15 protein-coding genes are annotated in these 17,166 nt (G+C 63.4%); 2 read left to right on the top strand and 13 right to left on the bottom strand.

Annotation, left to right across the window (positions count from 1 at the left end):
* Positions 1–46: 46 nt before the first annotated feature.
* Positions 47–964, bottom strand: coding sequence for a hypothetical protein (locus JQK88_RS05055; protein WP_203277655.1), 918 nt, complete (start codon positions 962–964; stop codon positions 47–49).
* Positions 965–973: 9 nt separating this feature from the next.
* On the bottom strand, positions 974–1,261 hold the full coding sequence (locus JQK88_RS05050) for a hypothetical protein (RefSeq protein ID WP_203277969.1): 288 nt from the start codon (positions 1,259–1,261) through the stop codon (positions 974–976).
* A gap of 48 nt (positions 1,262–1,309) precedes the next feature.
* Between JQK88_RS05050 and JQK88_RS05045 the strand changes: the two genes are divergently transcribed.
* Positions 1,310–2,761, top strand: a complete 1,452-nt coding sequence (locus JQK88_RS05045) for a hypothetical protein (RefSeq protein ID WP_203277654.1) — start codon at positions 1,310–1,312, stop codon at positions 2,759–2,761.
* Positions 2,762–2,852: 91 nt separating this feature from the next.
* Here the strand turns inward: JQK88_RS05045 and gyrB are convergent, their stop codons facing one another.
* From gyrB to JQK88_RS05030, 3 genes are all read right to left on the bottom strand, one after another.
* Positions 2,853–5,324, bottom strand: coding sequence for a DNA topoisomerase (ATP-hydrolyzing) subunit B (gene gyrB, locus JQK88_RS05040; RefSeq protein WP_203277653.1), 2,472 nt, complete (start codon positions 5,322–5,324; stop codon positions 2,853–2,855).
* 145 nt (positions 5,325–5,469) lie between these two features.
* Positions 5,470–8,100, bottom strand: a complete 2,631-nt coding sequence (locus tag JQK88_RS05035) for a caspase family protein (protein ID WP_246749734.1) — start codon at positions 8,098–8,100, stop codon at positions 5,470–5,472.
* 83 nt (positions 8,101–8,183) lie between these two features.
* Positions 8,184–8,753, bottom strand: coding sequence for an NADPH-dependent FMN reductase (locus tag JQK88_RS05030; RefSeq protein WP_203277652.1), 570 nt, complete (start codon positions 8,751–8,753; stop codon positions 8,184–8,186).
* A gap of 217 nt (positions 8,754–8,970) precedes the next feature.
* Between JQK88_RS05030 and JQK88_RS05025 the strand changes: the two genes are divergently transcribed.
* Positions 8,971–10,341 (top strand): cytochrome P450, encoded by a 1,371-nt coding sequence (locus JQK88_RS05025; RefSeq protein ID WP_203277651.1) that lies wholly within the window; start codon positions 8,971–8,973, stop codon positions 10,339–10,341.
* A 15-nt stretch (positions 10,342–10,356) separates the two neighbouring features.
* On the opposite strand, the gene JQK88_RS05020 is transcribed toward JQK88_RS05025, so the two are convergent.
* The 8 genes from JQK88_RS05020 to JQK88_RS04985 form a co-directional block, all read right to left on the bottom strand.
* Positions 10,357–11,337 (bottom strand): complex I NDUFA9 subunit family protein, encoded by a 981-nt coding sequence (locus JQK88_RS05020; RefSeq protein ID WP_192255109.1) that lies wholly within the window; start codon positions 11,335–11,337, stop codon positions 10,357–10,359.
* A gap of 163 nt (positions 11,338–11,500) precedes the next feature.
* Positions 11,501–11,953, bottom strand: a complete 453-nt coding sequence (locus JQK88_RS05015) for a DoxX family protein (protein ID WP_203277650.1) — start codon at positions 11,951–11,953, stop codon at positions 11,501–11,503.
* 308 nt (positions 11,954–12,261) lie between these two features.
* The gene (imm45, locus tag JQK88_RS05010; protein WP_203277649.1) at positions 12,262–12,621 is read right to left on the bottom strand and encodes an Imm45 family immunity protein; all 360 of its coding nucleotides are present in this window, start codon (positions 12,619–12,621) and stop codon (positions 12,262–12,264) included.
* A gap of 24 nt (positions 12,622–12,645) precedes the next feature.
* Entirely contained in the window at positions 12,646–13,647 is a 1,002-nt protein-coding gene (locus JQK88_RS05005; RefSeq protein WP_203277648.1) for an Ldh family oxidoreductase, read from the bottom strand.
* Positions 13,648–13,767: 120 nt separating this feature from the next.
* Positions 13,768–14,577, bottom strand: a complete 810-nt coding sequence (locus JQK88_RS05000; RefSeq protein WP_203277647.1) for an ABC transporter permease — start codon at positions 14,575–14,577, stop codon at positions 13,768–13,770.
* Complete coding sequence (locus tag JQK88_RS04995) at positions 14,577–15,290, bottom strand: ABC transporter permease (RefSeq protein WP_312037248.1); 714 nt, start codon at positions 15,288–15,290, stop codon at positions 14,577–14,579. The genes JQK88_RS05000 and JQK88_RS04995 overlap by 1 nt, the downstream gene beginning before the upstream one ends.
* A 158-nt stretch (positions 15,291–15,448) precedes the next feature.
* The gene (locus JQK88_RS04990) at positions 15,449–16,249 is read right to left on the bottom strand and encodes a transporter substrate-binding domain-containing protein (RefSeq protein ID WP_203277646.1); all 801 of its coding nucleotides are present in this window, start codon (positions 16,247–16,249) and stop codon (positions 15,449–15,451) included.
* Between the two features lie 54 nt (positions 16,250–16,303).
* Positions 16,304–17,119 carry an ABC transporter ATP-binding protein gene (locus JQK88_RS04985; protein WP_312037237.1) on the bottom strand — a complete coding sequence of 272 codons (816 nt, stop codon included), beginning with the start codon at positions 17,117–17,119 and terminating at the stop codon, positions 16,304–16,306.
* Between the last annotated feature and the right edge of the window lie 47 nt (positions 17,120–17,166).

Below are 17,166 nucleotides of genomic sequence, written 5' to 3'. Positions count from 1 at the left end.
CCGGCCTTGGTGCGGCCGGGCTTTTGCCTTCAGTGGCGTAGCTGCTTCAGCGGTTGGCGATAAAAACCGCTTCCTCCTCGTCGCGTTGCCTGCCGCCCAGCGCTGCGGCAGCACTGGCGATGAAGGCGCCGATGACCAGCGACAGGGCGCCAAGCAGAGCGAAGGTGGCGCTGCCTTTCCTGGCGGTGTCGGCGGCCTGCTTTGCCTTGACCTTGGCGTCCTCGACCTTGGCCACCAGTGCATCGACACGCGCCTTGGCGTCGGCCTCCGAGAGACCGGTGCGGGCGGCGACCAACTGCGACAGATAGTTCTTGTCGTCAGCCGAAATCTCGCCTGCCGCCGCACTGGCGATCAGGATGCGCGAGGCCTGTCCGACCGCTGCGGCGTCGCTGTCCGGATTGGCGGCCGCCAGCTTGGTGGCATCGGCGGGCCGGAACAGCGAATCCACGAGATAGGACGTCGCATTGTCGGCCGATGCGGGGCCGGCATTGGCGGACGCGCCAGCCGATGCACCCATGGCGGCGCCTGATGCCACTGTCGAAGCCGCCTGCACACCTGACCCGATCACAGCAGAAAGCGCCGAACCGAGCACGCCGACGACCAGCAGCGTCGCCAGCGCCCAGGCAAGGAAGCCATGTGCGGTGTCGCGGAAATAGACCTCGTCGGTGTGAACGCCGACCCATTTGGTCCGCAGGCGTCCGGCAAGATAGCCGCCGACACCGGAGGACAGCCATTGCACGATGATGAGCCAGATCGCTCCGGACACCGCGAAGGTAGTCAGCGAGGCGCCGGAGCCGGACCATGGCGAGACCATGGTCAGCCCCAGCCCCGAGCCGAGCAGCATGAGGATGAAGGTCAGCGAAGAGGCCGCGAAGGCGCCGGCGATGATCGGTCCCCAGCTGACAGCTGTTGCGGATGATTCTTCTGAAGCGGATAGGTCGATGGCCGATACGGTGGGCTGCATCGACGCCTCCTACCGTACGAACAGCATGATGAGAATGATGATCGGGATCGGAATACCGAGCAACCAGAGCAAAATACCGCGTCCCATGAAAGCCTCCTTGAGAAATCGTGATCGATGGTTTGACAATGTCTTGCGGCGACTTCCGTTCCGGCGGGCAATGAAATGATTTTGGTTGCCGGGAATGGAACTATTTGGCGCGTTGGCACGCGCCAAGACTGCAAAACTGTGGATTGGTTCACGGAGTTCCGCATCGGCTGCAGTGTATTGTTGGCTCGGGGAAGCATCGGGGGGTAGCATGGAAACAATCCCGTCCAGTCGACGGGATTGCCGTCAACGGAGACGTTGGTGCCCAAAGCTGTCGCATCGCCGGTTTTCAAAAAAGCGCCGCACAAGCCCAGCCAGGCGGTGGTGATCGTGCATGGCATGGGTGAGCAGCGGCCGATGGATACGCTGCGCGGCTTTGTCCACGCGGTCTGGAGCAGCGATCCCACCCGTGCTCCGCCTTACGCCCAGATCCCTGATCCCGACAATCCCAGCGCCACGATCAACCAGAGCTGGATCACGCCCGACAGCCGGACCAGGTCGCATGAGCTGCGCCGCATCACCACGCCCTACGATGTCGATGGCCGCCGCACCGATTTCTACGAACTCTATTGGGCCGACATCACGCAAGGCACGACGCGCGGACGGCTGGCCGCCTGGGTGACGAACCTGTTGTGGCGCAAGCCCGCCGATATTCCGCCTGACGCCCGCAAGCTCTATGTCGCCACGCTTTTGATCGTCATCCTCATTCTCGGCGCGGCACTGGTGCTGGCGACGTCGGTCTGGCAGCAGGCTGTGTCCGTGGCTACCGGCCTTGTGATCACCGCTCTCGCCTCTTTCATCATCTGGGCGGTCGACCAGTTCGCCCTGCCCTATTTCGGCGACGTCGCCGCCTATGTGCGCGCCGAGGCGGCAACGATCGAGAAGCGGGCGCTGATCCGCGACCGCGGCCTGACGCTGCTCAGGACGCTCACGAAGGACGACAGCTACGACCGCATTGTGCTGGTCTCGCACAGCCTGGGGTCGATTATCGCCTATGATCTGCTGCAGATCTTGTGGGCCGAGTTCCGGCCGCGAAAACTGGAAGCCGTCCGCGACAAGGCCAAACTGGAAGCGGTCGAGGCCGTCGACAAGGCAACGCTTGGTTCCGATGGTTCGACTTGGCCTGCTGCCGTCAACGACTTCGCTGGATTTCGGCGCCGGCAGTGGGCGCTCTACCAGCAACTGCGGGCCAAGGATGCCGACCATCCGTTGCCGTGGAAGATCAGCGATTTCGTCACCCTTGGCAGCCCGCTCTCCCACAGCGAATTCCTGGTGACCTACAATCTCGCTGAATTCAGGCGCGGCCTCGCCGAGCGACTGTTCTCGGCGTGCCCGCCGATTGCCGATGGCGGGCAGGCCGGCGGCACCGTGCTTTATCAGGAAGGACACAGTCCCGCAGGCAAGGCGCAGCGCGCGGTGCATCATGGCGCGGTGTTTGCAGCAACGCGCTGGACCAACGTCTTCGATCGCGGCAATGGCTGGGCGACAGGCGATCCGATTTCGGGACCGATGACGGAAAATTTCGGCCCCGGCGTCGAGAATACCCAGGTCGAACTGCACAGCTCGCTCGGCCGCGTCTTCACCCACACGCTCTATTGGTCATCGACGGCAACCGGCGGCGAGGTCGCCCCGCCAGCAGGCGCCGCGCCGCGCTCGCATTTGCAAGTGCTGCGCGACGCCGTCGACCTCGGCCGCAAACTGGAACCAGGCTGAGCGGCGGTGTCGAGAGCGGTTCATCGGTGGAGATTGGCGGAAGCCTCACCAAAGTCGTCATCCTAGGGCGAAGCGATAGCGAGGCCCGTCCTCAAATATCCAGATTGGCTACCGACAGCGCGTTGTCCTGGATGAATTCGCGCCGCGGTTCGACCTCGTCGCCCATCAGCCGCGAAAACAAGCTGTCAGCATCGGTCGCGTCATTGACCTTGACCTGCAGCAGCGAGCGCACATTCGGGTCGAGCGTGGTTTCCCACAGCTGCTCGGCGTTCATCTCGCCGAGGCCCTTGTAGCGCTGCATGGTCAGGCCCTTGCGGCCGGTCGCAAACACCGCGTTGAGCAGCGCCAGCGGCCCCGAAATGGTTTCGGAGACATCCTTGCGGCGCAGCACCGGCGGCTCACCATAGACCTCGGTGAGGCGGGGCGCATAGCGGTCGAGCTGGCGTGCGTCGGCCGAATTGATCAGCCCGGCATCGATCTGCGCGAATTCCTTGACGCTGCGCACCGTGCGCTCGAAGACATAGCCGCCGACGCCTTCATTGGAGGTCGACAGGCGGCCGGTCCAGCCGCGCTCGGTGTCCTCGGCGATGATGTCGAGACGCTGGGCGACGCGTTCGGCCATGGCATTGGCGCGGCCAAGATCGTTGAGCACATCGGCATTGAGCGCCCCGGCAATCGCCGCCTGCTCGACCACGCCCCTGTTGTAGCGCGTGTGCAGCCCGTTGATCAGCTGGCGCACCGCCAGCGCGTCGTCGATGGAACCGCGCAGATCCTGTCCGGCCCGCGCCTCGCCGGAGGCGAGTGTCAGCGACGCCTCCTCCAGCCCGGAGCCGATCAGGAACTCCTCGAAAGCGCTTTCGTCCTTGATGTATTGCGAACTTTTTCCGCGTGTCACTTTGTAGAGCGGCGGCTGGGCGATGTAGAGATGGCCGCGCTCGATCAGCTCCGGCATCTGCCGGAAGAAGAAGGTGAGCAGCAAGGTCCTGATATGGGCGCCGTCGACGTCGGCGTCGGTCATCAGGATGATCTTGTGGTAGCGCAGTTTGTCGGCGTTGAACTCGTCCTTGCCAATCGAGGTGCCGAGCGCGGTGATCAGCGTGCCGATCATCTCGGAGCCGAGCATGCGGTCGAAGCGGGCGCGCTCGACATTGAGGATCTTGCCGCGCAAAGGCAGGATCGCCTGGTTCTGGCGCGAACGGCCGCCCTTGGCCGAGCCGCCGGCCGAGTCACCCTCGACGATGAAGATTTCGGATTTCGCCGGGTCGCGTTCCTGGCAATCGGCGAGCTTGCCGGGCAGCGAGGTGACGCCGAGCGAACTCTTGCGGGTAATGTCGCGCGCCTTGCGCGCGGCTTCGCGCGCCGCGGCCGCCTGGATCACCTTGTCGATGACCACCTTGCCTTCGGTCGGGTGTTCTTCGAGCCAGGTGCCAAGCGCCTCGTTGACCAGGCCTTCGACCACCGGACGGACTTCTGAAGAAACGAGCTTGTCCTTGGTCTGCGAGGAGAATTTCGGGTCAGGAACCTTGACCGACAGGACCGCCGTCAGGCCTTCGCGGCAATCGTCGCCGATCAGCGCCACCTTTTCCTTCTTGGTCAGACCCGAGGACTCGCCATAGCCGGTGATCTGGCGCGTCAGCGCGCCACGAAAGCCGGCGAGATGGGTGCCGCCATCGCGCTGCGGGATGTTGTTGGTGAAGGCAAGCACATTCTCGTGGTAGCTGTCGTTCCACCACATCGCCACTTCGACGGTGATACCGTCGCGCTCGGCCTTGATGGCGATCGGCTTGTCGATCAGCGGTTTCTTGACTCGGTCGAGATATTTGACGAACTCTTCCAGCCCGCCATCATAGTGCAGCTCATGGCGCACGAGATCGGCATGGCGGGCATCGGTCAAAATGATGCGCACGCCGGAATTCAGGAAGGCGAGTTCGCGCAGCCGGTGCTCCAGCGTGCCGAAATCGAACTCGACCATGGTGAAGGTCTCGGACGACGGGAAGAAGGTGATTTCGGAGCCGCTGCGGCCTTCATAGGTGCCGGGCTGCTTGTTCTGCTCGTAAGTGCCGGTGGCCTTGAGCGGCGCGTCGGAATTGCCGTGCGTGAAGCTCATTTCGAAAATCTGGCCATTGCGGCGGATTTTCAGCTTCAGCCAGGCCGACAGCGCATTGACCACCGAAACGCCGACGCCATGCAGGCCGCCCGACACCTTGTAGGAATTCTGGTCGAATTTGCCGCCGGCATGCAGCTGCGTCATGATCACTTCGGCCGCCGAAATGCCTTCGCCCGTGTGGATATCGGTCGGAATGCCGCGGCCATTGTCGATAACGGTGACCGAACCGTCGGGATTGAGCGTCACCGTCACCAGGTCGGCATGGCCGGCCAGCGCCTCGTCGATGGCGTTGTCGACCACCTCATAGACCATGTGATGCAGGCCCGAGCCGTCATCGGTGTCGCCGATATACATGCCCGGCCGCTTGCGGACAGCGTCCAACCCCTTCAAAACCTTGATGGAATCGGCGCCGTATTCGGCTTCGACGCCGTTGGTGTTCTCGGTCTGGTCGCTCATGAAAACCTGTTGTCTAGATGCCGCTTGTGCAGCGCGAAAAATCGGCCCCGAATCGCGCCTCTGATATTGGTTAGATATAGGCGCTAAAGGCGGTTTTTCCAAGGTTTGCGGGGATTTCCAGCCTAAATCCCCAACCGGCAGTCGGCTATTTTTTTCGAGCGTTGGAATGGGCCAGAAGGTTGCGCAAATATTTGATCATGAATTTGTCCCCGGGCGCCAGCCGTCCCGTACGGTCGAGCTCCAGCGTCAGCTTGAGCGCCTTGGTCAGCGCCGCCTTCGGATCCCTCGCCACATAGGCATAGGCGACATAGGCGCGCGCCAGATCGATTTGCCAGATCGCATTGTCCGGATCGGACTGGGCGAGTTTCTGGGCAATGGCGAGGCTGGCTTCGAATGCCGCCTTGGAACCCTCAAAGTGACGTCGATCGGTTTCCAGATAGCCGATCTTCTGCAGGGTGATCGACATATCGCGCTGCCAGTTCGAATTGGCAGGATCGAGCTTGGCCAGCCGGTCGGCTATGGCAAGACTGTCCTGATAGTTTTGCAGAGCACCGCTGGCATCGCCCTGCTCTCTAAGCACCTCGGCGACCTGTTCGAGACACACAGACAGGTCGCGCTGCCAGTCCGTGTTGCCGGGATCGATGGCGGCAAGGTCGCGCGCCGTGGCCAGCGCCTGCTGGAAGGACTCCAGCGCGAGCGGCCAATCCTTCTGGTCGCTGTAAGCTTTGCCGATCTTGGCGTAACCGACCGACAGGTCGCGCTTCAAATCGGTGTTGTTTGAGTCGCGGCGCACAAGCGCTTCGGCGATCACCTGGCTCTTGTTGTAGGCGTCGAGCGCACCGGCAGCGTCGCCACGCTCGCGCAGAACGTCGCCGATCCTGGTGTAGCTGACGGAGACGGCGTGCTGGTGCCTGGGGTCATCGGGTTTATTCTGCGCCAGTGCCAGCCGGATTCTCAGGCTCTCTTCGAATGCCGTTTGGGCGCCATCCAGCTGGCCGGCGGTGCGGGCAAGATCGCCGATTTCGTCATAGGTAATGGTCAGGTCGCGCAGCAAATAGACGCTGTTCGGCTCGGCATTGGCCAATTGCTGCTTGATGGCCAGGCTTTGCTGATAGGCTTGGGCTGCCGCACCCACATCGCCTTGCGTCGCCAGCACATTGCCGATCTTGTCATTGGCCATCGCCAGATCGCCGAGCCAGTCTTTTTTGTCACGGACCTTTGCGGTCAGATCCTGCAGCATGTCCCTGGCCGCCTCATAGTTTTGCAGAGAGGCCGACAGGTCGCCTTGCGCCATCTTTATGTTGGCGAGCTTGATATGACTGATGGCGAGATCGCGTTTGACGCTGGGGTCGGTTTCCTGACGCGCCCGCTGCTCGAGATTGGCCAGCAGTGCGGTGAAGGCGCGGCCAGCGGCGTCGGTATTGCCAACCGTTGTGTAGAGGATACCGAGTTCCTCCATCGTCCGGCTCTGCCGGTCGGCCTGTTCCAGGCTGAGCGAGGTCTGCCCGGCCTCGCCGTAGAGCGACAGCACCGTTTCATAGTCCTTGATGGCGGTGGCATAGTCGAGGCTGGCGCGCGCCGCGCCGCCTGACAGAAAGCGCGTCGCGGCCTCGGAAAGGGTGCGGCTGACGAATTTGGACTTCAATGTGTTGCGCGAGACATTGTCGATGTCGGCGGCCTTGGCGAGGATCACGCGTGCGCCATCGAAGGCGCCGAGCGACAACTGCTCTTCGGCCTGCCGGCGCAGCGCCGTCACCGTCGGATCATCGGCGGCCAGGGTCTTCATGTCGTCACGCACCTTGACGAAGGCGTCGGCGGCCTCGCGCAGCCGGGCGTCCAGGCTTTCGCCGGAGAGATGGCTGTTATCAGTGCTGATCAGCGCGCCATAGAGCGGCGCCAGCGGCATGTCGGCATCGCTGGCGACCCGTTCGACCGCGCCGCGCATCTCGGGCGTCACATCCGCCATGGCGAGCAGCAGCCGTTCGCGCTCCGGCAATTGCTCCTTGGCCGCCGAGGCAAAGAACAGCTTCGGCAGTCCGTTCTCGACATAGGGCAATTGCTTGCCGCGGCTGAGGTCATAGACCTCCTGCTGCACCAGCGTCAGCACCGAGCGTATCTCAAGCCCTTCGGTACCGAGATATTTGGTCAGCGCCGCTGTAAAGGGCGAATTCGCGCCGGTTCCGTCGGCGGCCGTCTCGCCGGGCGCGGCCGAGAAGGCGAACAGGATGTTTTCCGCCTTGCCGATGCGCCCGAGACCCGGCTTGACCTTGTCCACCAGATCCTTGATCAGCGATGTCGCGCCGCGCCCGTCGCCGCTGGTCCCAGAGAACGGATCGCTGCGGCAGGCGTCGAGCACGATCAGCCCGACCTTGGCAGTGGCTGCAACCGCATCGCGCACCTCTTCCAGCGGCAGGCTGGTCTTTTCCAGCTGGTCGAGCGAAGAGGCATCGGCGTCGACCGGCAACAGCCGGTTGTCGCCGGAGATTTCGACGCCATGGCCGGAAAAATACACCAGCGCCACATCGGCGCCCTTGGCGTCCTCGCGAAAATCATCGAGAGCGCGGCGCATGCGCCTGAGGTCGCGGTTGGTTTCGAGGACGACTTCGAAGCCAAGCTTCTTCAGCGCCGCTTCCATCGCCTCGCCGTCATTGACCGGATTGGAGAGCTTCCGCACCAGCCGATAGTCGTCATCGGCAATGACCAGCGCCACGCGCCGCTCAGCCACCGCCGTCGCGGTGGTCGCAAGCATCAGCAGCAAGGCAAACAAAAACCGCAAGTCGAACCGCCCCCGGCTCAGTCACCTGCCGACCATTCCATCTCTTTATGGCATGAGCAAGCCGGGGCCGAATACCGGCTGCTTTACGCAGCCCGCATCGGCTTCAGCGCCTCGCTCCAGCGCGACAGCTCGTCCAGCATGGCTTTGGTTCCGCCCTGCACCTGCTCGCTTGCCTTGAAGGAGCCGTCGCTCTCCAGCAGTTTCTGGTAGAGCGGCAGCGCGACGCCTTCGGGGATCGGCATGATGCCGACCGAGGTCAGCAGCGGCTTGAGCGCCTGCGCGGCGCGCAGGCCGCCGGAGACGCCGCCATAGCTGAAAATGGCGGCTGGCTTGTATTTCCATTCGCGGAGGAGGTAGTCGATGGCGTTGACGATCGCCGGCGCAACGAAATAATTGTACTCCGGCGCCACGAACACAAAGGCGTCGGCGGCATCGGTGGCCTTCGACCAGGCTTTGGTGTGGTCGTTCTGATAATTGCCAAGCCTCGGGTGATGCGGTTCGTCTAGAACCGGCAGGTGGAATGCGGCAATGTCGGTCAGCACCGGTTCGAATTTGCCGTGTTCGCGCGCAAAACCCTCCAGCCAGTGGGCGAAGACCGGCCCGGCGCGGCCGGGCCGCGTGCTGCCGATGATGATGTTCAGCTGGTGCTTCAAGGCGGGCTCTCCTGGGCGGTTGGCAGTATCTGTTGGTGACTGTCACCTACTGCAGAGTGCCCTGCTGGACAAGGCGCAGCCGTTTCACAGGCGGTCACGATCCGATGAACAGGCTGTCAGTCGAAGCATGCCCGCGATGCAGGGTTCCGGTCTGCCCTTCGGTCACATGGACGCCCCGATTGCCAGCCACTACATTGAGGCATCAGCGGAGTACCTCATGGACACGCAGCCCGCTCCCTTTGTGCCACCGGCGCCCAAGCCGCGCACGACTCCGCCTTCGACGTTGGAGATGATGCGGATCGTTTATCGCAATCCGCTCGAATTGTGGGGCGAGCACACCTACAACGAACCCTGGATTTCGGCGAATGGCGTCGGCGGGCATCTGATCGTCGCCAACGATCCCGGCCTCATCAAACACGTGCTGATCGACAACGCCAAGAACTACAAGATGGCGACCGTGCGCCAGATGATCTTGCGCCCGATCCTGCGCGACGGCCTGCTGACCGCCGAGGGCGAGGTGTGGAAACGCTCGCGCAAGGCGATGGCGCCGGTGTTCACGCCGCGCCACATCTTCGGCTTTGCCGAGCCGATGCTGCGGCGCACGATGCAGTTCGTCACCCGTTACGAGAGTGGCGGCATGTCCGATATCGCCCACGACATGACGCTGCTCACCTACGATATCCTGGCCGAAACGCTGTTTTCCGACGAGATTTCGGGCGAACCCGGCAGTTTCGAGAAGCAGATCGACCGCCTGTTCGAGACCATGGGCCGCGTCGATCCGCTGGATCTGTTGCGCGCGCCCGAATGGCTGCCGCGGCTGACCCGCATCCGCGGCCGCAAGACCATGGCGTACTTCCGCAAGATCGTAACCGATACGGTCAAGATGCGCGAGGAACGGCTGAAGCGCGACCCCGACACCGCGCCGCAGGATTTCCTGACGCTTCTGCTCAGGGCCGAAGGCCCGGACGGGCTGACGCGCGCCGAGGTCGAGGACAACATCATCACCTTCATCGGCGCCGGCCACGAAACGACCGCGCGGGCGCTTGGCTGGACGCTCTACTTGCTCGCCGAGGCGCCATGGGAGCGCGAAAGGATCGAGCGCGAGATCGATGCCGTGCTGGCGCGCGAGCCCGATCCGACGAAGTGGCTGGACGCCATGCCCTTCACCCGCGCCGCCTTCGAGGAGGCGCTGCGGCTCTATCCGCCGGCGCCGTCGATCAACCGCGAGCCTATCGAGACGGAGACCTGGAACGATTTGGTGCTGCCCAAGCGCGCCGCCGTGCTGGTGATGCCCTGGGTCGTGCACCGGCACAGAAAATTGTGGGACAGGCCCGACGCCTTCATGCCCGAGCGCTTCCATCCGGGAAATCGCGAGAAGATCGACCGCTTCCAATATCTGCCTTTCGGCGCCGGTCCGCGCATCTGCATCGGCGCCAGCTTCGCCATGCAGGAAGCGATCATTGCGCTCGCCATCATGCTGTCGCGCTTCCGCTTCGATGTGACGGCGGAAACGAAGCCGTGGCCGGTGCAGAAATTGACGACGCAGCCGCAGGGCGGCCTGCCGATGCAGGTGACGCGGCGCGTTTAGGGCGTGACGCCTTAGTTACGCGATGCCTGCGGGCTTGCGCTGAAACTGGCCGGCGGCGCGGAAGCGCCAGAGGTAGCTGGGCAGGATGGTGCCGATCGACTGCGGCTGGATGTCGAGGCCGGCAAGCGTCCGGTTGGCCTTGGTGGCCGCCTCCGAGACGATGTTGTGCTCGCGCAGCTGCAGCACCTGGTCCTTGGTCAGCAGCGGATTGGGCAGCAGGCCGAGGACCGAGGCCTGCAGATTGGCCACCCACCACGGCACCGGCACCAGGAGCCGCTTGCGTTCGATGACGGTGAGCAGTTCTTCCATGCACTCCTTGAAGGTGAGCACCTGCGGCCCGCCGAGCTCGTAGATCTGGCCGCCCTTGATCTTGCCTTCGACCGAACGCGCCACCGCCTCGGCGACATCGCCGACATAGACCGGCTGGAACTTGGTCCGGCCGCCGCCGATCAGCGGCAGCACCGGCGAATAGCGCGCCATGTCGGCGAAGCGGTTGAAGAAGCTGTCCTCCGGCCCGAAATTGATCGAGGGACGGAAGATGACGGCATCGGGGATGGTCTCCAGCACTGCCTTTTCGCCGAGCGCCTTGGTGCGGGCATAGTCGGACTCGGCGTTAAGGTTGGCGCCCAGCGCGGAAATATGGGTGAGGCCGGCGCCGACCGAGCGCGCTGCCTCGGCCACGGCGCGGGCGCCGAAATCGTGCACGGTGTTGAACTTCTGCCGGCCGCTCTCATGCAGGATGGCGACGAGGTTGATGACGTGGTCGGCGCCCTGGACGGCGCGATCGACCGACCAGCGCATGCGCACATTGGCCTGCACCGGCTGGATCTGGCCGACATTGCCGAGCGGCTGCAGATGGCCCGCGAGATCGGGCCGGCGCACCGGCACCCGGATGCGGTAGCCGCGCTTGGCCAGCGCCCGCACTATGTGACGGCCGACAAAACCGGAGCCGCCGAAGACGACCACGAGCTTGGGGATTTGCAGGATTTCGGTCATGGCTGGCTCCGGCGCTCGAAAGCTTGGCTGAAGCCGTTTCATAGTCCGTTTTGGGCCAAAGGCAAAGGGTGACGCGTCGTCGCTGTCACCCTCCTTTCTGAGCAATTCCAGGAAAAGTGTGAAGCGGTTTTCCGTCCGGAATTGCGTCCAAGTAAAGCACCTTTCAGAACGCCTTGCCGATGCGCGCGTCGACCGATTGGCGGTTGCCGCCGCGGATGACGAAGAACAGCAGGATCGCCGCCCACAAAAGCGACTTTTCGGCGCCGGAAAAGCCCTGGCCGACCGTGATCCAGTGGAACCAGACGGTGACCAGCAGCACAAACATGCCGGCGAAGCTGGCCGGACGGGTCAACAGGCCGATGGCGATCAAAATGCCGCCGAAGAATTCGGTGCAGGACAAAAGCAGGGACCAGAACGCACCGGGATAGAAACCGAGGCCTTCCACCATCTCGGCGGCGCCGAAAGGGTTGGTGATCTTCTGCGAGCCGTGGATGGTTAGGAAGCCACCGGCGATGACGCGCAGAAGGGTTTCCACGCCGTCATGCAGCGACGAATACAGACGGCCAAACGCCGGGATGATCAGTCTGCCGCGGGAAGCGTCGGTGGTTACGGACATCGTAGCTCCTGTTGTTGTGATGACCACTCGCAAACGCCCGATGGTTTCCAGCAAGTCAAGTTAACAAAAGTTAACTTTCACCGTCATGTTTATCGCGCTTAGCGTAAGACGCAGAAAACCCCGCCGAAGCGGGGTTTTCCGGGTGACGCAACGGTCGAGACAGGGCTCGAGGCGGCTGACCTGAGACGGCAAACGCCCGCCCCGGCCCAAAACGCATCCGACAGAAGACACCGACCGGGCAAACCCGACCCGGCAGCTATTGGGTCGCTGCCGCGCCCGAAAAGGTTCAACGGGCGTGCTGCGAAAAGCTATTCTTCGGGCAGTTTGTCTGGTGCTGGGCGACCAGCCAGGCAAACCCAGACCTGGTCGGGGGTGGATTCGCTATCGACCCAATTTTGCCAATTGTGCCTTAGCCATTCGGGCGAAATGGCCACCACCTTGCCCGGGACCTTCGCCTCTGCCGGAAGAAATACGAGGACATTGCCTGCTCCATAGCCGGAATCGCGAACCAGACCCAGGCCTGACGCCTCATGCGTTTCAAAAAGCATGTCGTCGATGACTTCCTCTATGGGCGCCATCTTCCGGTAGCGAAACAGCGATCCGCGAAAAAGAGGCGGATCATCCTTCAGATGATCCAGCCTGGTCCAGGTCATTTTCGGAATATCCAAGTCGAACTCCTGGACGAGACTGCTTCAGCCCGAATACCGCTCGGCGAATTCGGAAATGCGCTGCACCACCGCCTTGGGGGCGTTGATGCCGCGGGCCTGCGCCTTTTCCGCCGCTTCGGCGCGGGCGCGGCCCGGCACATGCACGCCAAAGCGCCGGCGCAGCCGGTCGAGCTGGTCTTTCATGCGCTGCTCGAAATCCGGATCGAGCAGCTTGGGCTCGACGGCCAGCACGAACAGGCCGGTTCCCGGGCTGTCCGGCCCGCCGGTGAACCAAGGGGCGTCGAGCGACCAGTTGGCGCCCGACAGGCCGGCCGCCAGCACTTCGACCATCAGCGCGATGTTGGCGCCGCGCTGGCCGCCGAAGGCCAGCATGGCGCCTTTCATGGCCGCGGCCGGATCGGTGGTCGGATTGCCGCTGGCGTCCAGCGCCCAGCCTTCGGGGATCTTCTTGCCGTCCTCGGCCGCCTTGCGGATGTTGACGAAGGCGGTGGCGCTCGACGACTGGTCGATGACCAGCGGCGCGCCATCGGCAGCGGGCGCGGCAAACGACATCGGATTGGTGCAATAGACCGGCTTGACCGAGCCCGAGCCGGCCAGCACCGCCGGCCCGTTGGTGGCCGCGAAAGAGACCAGTCCCAGCTGCGCGAGACGGCCGGTGAAATAACCGAGCGCTCCGCACGTATAGGCGTTCTTCTGCGAGAAGATGGCGACGCCGAACAGCTTTGCCGCCTTGGCAAGGTCGTCGATGGTGCGGTCGAAGCCGGTATGCGCCAGGCCACCGCGCGCATCGGAGAGATAGACGGCGAGCGCCGGCCGGGTAATCACCGGATCGGCATTGCCGTCGATGCGGCCGGCCTCCAGCGCCTCGAGATAGTCGATGAAGTGCGTCAGTCCGACGGTCGAAAGCCCTTCCGCCTCGGCGGCGATGATCGAGGCGGTGAGCGACTGCGCCGCCTCTTCATTGGCGCCGGCGCCAAGAGCTGCCATCCGGCAAAGCCCGGTTGCCTGGTCGAGAGAGAGTTGCATGGTGAGCCCTAATGACGGTGAATGGTGAATAGTGAATGGCCGTCTTAGGCGAGGGCGCGAAAATTGCGACCCCTTTCCGCCGACTATTCACCATTCACTATTTTACCATTCACCATTTCACTACCCAATCTTGTTCGGAATCCGCGCCTCGATCTTGCTGAAGGCAAACACCAGAATACCGGTGATGGTCATGTAGATCAGCGCCAGGAGCAGCAAGGGCTCGTAGGTGAGGTAAGTGTCCTGCCGCACCTTGGACGAGACGGCGAAGATGTCGATGACGCTGATCGTTGCCACCAGCGGCGTCGACTTCAATTGCAGCACGGTTTCGCCGGTCAGCGTCGGCAGCGCCCGGTAGATGGCCTGCGGCAGCCAGATGCGACGGAAAATCTTCCAGCGGCTCATGCCGAAGGCGCGGGCAGCTTCGAGTTGCCCCTTGGGCACGCCGGCAAAGGCGCCGCGCATCACTTCGCCCTCATAGCCCGCGAAGGACAAGGTCAGTGCCAGCACGCCATAAGGCCAGGCTTGCCTGAGATACGGCCACATCCAGGATTCGCGGATCCACGGATATTGCGGAAACAGCGAGCCCAGCCCGTAATAGAGCAGCCACAGCTGGATCAGCAGCGGCGTGCCTCGGATAACGGTGCAGAATGTCTTGGCGGGTGCGGCGAACCAGAACGGGCCGGCGGCCTGCGCCAGCCCGAGCGGCACGGCGAGCAGGAAACCGAGAAAACAGGTGACGGCGAGGATCCACAGCGAGCGCCAGATGCCCAGCAATCCCATTTCATAATATTGCGGCAGCCAGTCCCAGCGCATGAAGAAGGCTGCACCGAGAACCAGCGCGACGGCGACCAGGATCAGCATGATGCGATGCGGCTGCAACCATAGCGACGTCCGTGCGGCAGCGTTGATGAGGGTCGCCTCTCCCGCCATCAGCGCGCATCCTTGAGCGAAGGCATACCGCGCCGCGACCAGGCCTCGACACGGCCGATGAGCAGGTTGGAGACCAGCGACAGGATGAGATAGAGCACGCCCGCGGCGAAAAAGAAGGTGAAATAGGCTTTGGTGACGCCCGCGGCCTGCCGCGTCGCCAGCGCCAGCTCGTAAAAGCCGACGACCGCCAGAAGTGCTGTGTCCTTGGTGGCGATCAGCCACAGATTGGCGAGGCCCGGTATGGCGAAGGGCAGCATCGCCGGCAGCGTTATGCGCCGCAGCATCAGGCCGGGCGACATGCCATAGGCACGGGCAGCTTCGATCTGGCCCTGTGGAATGGCCAGGATCGCACCCCGGATCACCTCGGTCGAATAGGCGCCCTGGACAAAACCGAGCACGGCGATGCCTGCGGCAAGGCCGCTGATATCGACCCGCTGATAGCCCATGGCGGTCAGCGCCTGGTTGATCAGGTCCGTTCCGGCATAATAGAGCAGAAGGATCAGCACCAGTTCGGGTACGGCGCGCACCACGGTCGTGTAGACGGCGAGCAGGTCGCGCACGACCGGGCCGCCATAGAGCTTGCCAAAAGCGCCGCCGGTGCCGATCAGGAGACCGAGGACCGTGGCGCCGACCGCGATCTCGATCGAATGGAGCAGTCCAAGCAACAGCGTGCCGCCCCAACCCGGCGGGTAGGGTGAAAGAAGCTCTATGATGCCGGCCGCCGAGGCCGAAAGAAGTGCGTCGATCAGCGTCGCCCCCGGATTGCTGGCTCTAGCCGCCGACGGCAGCGCCGGCGGCAAGCATGTCTGGGAAAGATCGGGCAGGACGGCATGGCGCTAAGCGCCATGCCTCTCAGCTTATGCGAGGGTCGTCAGTTCGACTGCGCGCCGCCACCGCCATAAATGTCGAAATCGAAGTACTTCTTCGAGATCTCGTCATATTTGCCGTTGGCGCGGATCGCTTTGATGCCGGCGTTGATCTTTTCTTTTAGTTCGGTGTCTTCCTTGCGCACGCCGGCGCCCACGCCTGGCCCGAGCACCTCGTCATCGGGAGCCACCATGCCCTTCAAGTCGCAGCAGGCCTTGCCCTGGTCCGATTTCAGGAATGCGTCGAGCGCGATCGAATCCGCCTGGACGGCGTCGAGGCGGCCTGCGGCCAGATCGTTGTTGGCTTCGTCCTGGGTCTGGTATTCCTTGATCTCGGCGGCCGTGGGGCCGAAATGCTTCTTGGCATAGGCCGAATGGGTGGTCGACACCTGCACGCCGAGCACTTTGCCCTTGAGGTCGTCCGGCGTGGCGCCGAATTTCTGGTCCTTCGGCCCAATGATGGCGGTCGGCGTGTTGTAGTACTTGTCCGAGAAGTCGATGGTCTTCTCGCGTTCGGCGGTGATCGACATCGAGCTGGCGATGACGTCGATCTTCTTGGTCGTCAGCGCCGGGATGATGCCGTCCCAGGCGACAGGCGTAATGACGCAGTCGAGCTTCTCCTCGGCGCATACGGCGTCGATGAACTCGATTTCCCAGCCGACCCATTTGCCGGAGGCGTCCGGCGAGGTGAAGGGCGGATAGGGCTCGGCGGCGACACCGATCTTGACCGGATCGGCCTTGGCCACGCCCATGGCAGCGGCGCCGAGCAGCAGCGCTGCGGCGAAGGTTTTCAGAACAGTCTTCATTATCACGACTCCCAGTTTGTTGTTGGTTCCCGGTTTTCTTCCGTCCCGGCCTTCCTAGCCGATGTTGCGGATGAACTGCTTCAGCCTTTCGGATTTCGGTGCGCCGAAGATCTGCTCCGGCGGTCCCTCTTCCTCGACCAGCCCGTTGTAGAGGTAGACGACATGGGTCGCGACCTCGCGGGCGAATTTCATTTCATGCGTCACCAGCACCATGGTGCGCCCTTCGCGCGCCAGGTCGCCGATCACCTTCAGCACCTCGCCGACCAGCTCCGGGTCGAGCGCCGAGGTCGGCTCGTCGAACAGCATGACGCGCGGGTTGATGGCCAAAGCGCGGGCGATCGCGGCGCGCTGCTGCTGGCCGCCGGAGAGATAGGCCGGATAGACATCGCGCTTTTCGGCGAGGCCGACGCGCGCCAGCAGCTTTTCGGCTTCCCTGATCGCCACGTCACGCTTGACGCCCAGCACATGCACCGGAACCTCGATGACGTTCTCGATCAGCGTCATGTGGCTCCACAGGTTGAAGTTCTGGAACACCATGCCGAGCTTGGATCGGATGCGCTCGATCTGCCGGCGGTCGGCGGGCACGGTGTGGCCGTGGCTGTCGGCCTTGAGCTTGATCTCCTCGCCATTGACACGGATGATGCCGCTGGTCGGGTTCTCCAGGCAGTTGATGCAGCGTAGCAGCGTCGATTTGCCGGAGCCCGAGCCGCCGATGATGGCGATCACCTCGCCGTCGCGCGCCGACAGCGAGACGCCCTTCAGCACATGCAGCTGGCCGAATTTCTTGTGCAGGTTCTCGACATGGATGGCTTCGGCCGCACTATTCTGCGCCTTGCCGGATGGGACTGTGGCGACTCCCACCGCGCTCACCGGGAGACCTCTACCACATGGTCGACGGCAGATCGTCGAACGTCTAT

This window comes from Mesorhizobium caraganae, assembly GCF_016836705.1.
Classification (GTDB): domain Bacteria; phylum Pseudomonadota; class Alphaproteobacteria; order Rhizobiales; family Rhizobiaceae; genus Mesorhizobium; species Mesorhizobium caraganae.
This window is presented reverse-complemented; position numbering and strand designations above follow the sequence as displayed.

Excerpts from the sequence above, each read along its gene's own strand:
- JQK88_RS05055 (WP_203277655.1), bottom strand. The coding sequence starts at position 964 with ATGCAGCCCACCGTATCGGCCATCGACCTATCCGCTTCAGAAGAATCA.
- JQK88_RS05050 (WP_203277969.1), bottom strand. The coding sequence starts at position 1,261 with ATGCTACCCCCCGATGCTTCCCCGAGCCAACAATACACTGCAGCCGAT.
- gyrB (WP_203277653.1), bottom strand. The coding sequence starts at position 5,324 with ATGAGCGACCAGACCGAGAACACCAACGGCGTCGAAGCCGAATACGGC.
- JQK88_RS05025 (WP_203277651.1), top strand. The coding sequence starts at position 8,971 with ATGGACACGCAGCCCGCTCCCTTTGTGCCACCGGCGCCCAAGCCGCGC.
- JQK88_RS05020 (WP_192255109.1), bottom strand. The coding sequence starts at position 11,337 with ATGACCGAAATCCTGCAAATCCCCAAGCTCGTGGTCGTCTTCGGCGGC.
- JQK88_RS05015 (WP_203277650.1), bottom strand. The coding sequence starts at position 11,953 with ATGTCCGTAACCACCGACGCTTCCCGCGGCAGACTGATCATCCCGGCG.
- JQK88_RS05005 (WP_203277648.1), bottom strand. The coding sequence starts at position 13,647 with ATGCAACTCTCTCTCGACCAGGCAACCGGGCTTTGCCGGATGGCAGCT.
- JQK88_RS05000 (WP_203277647.1), bottom strand. The coding sequence starts at position 14,577 with ATGGCGGGAGAGGCGACCCTCATCAACGCTGCCGCACGGACGTCGCTA.
- JQK88_RS04990 (WP_203277646.1), bottom strand. The coding sequence starts at position 16,249 with ATGAAGACTGTTCTGAAAACCTTCGCCGCAGCGCTGCTGCTCGGCGCC.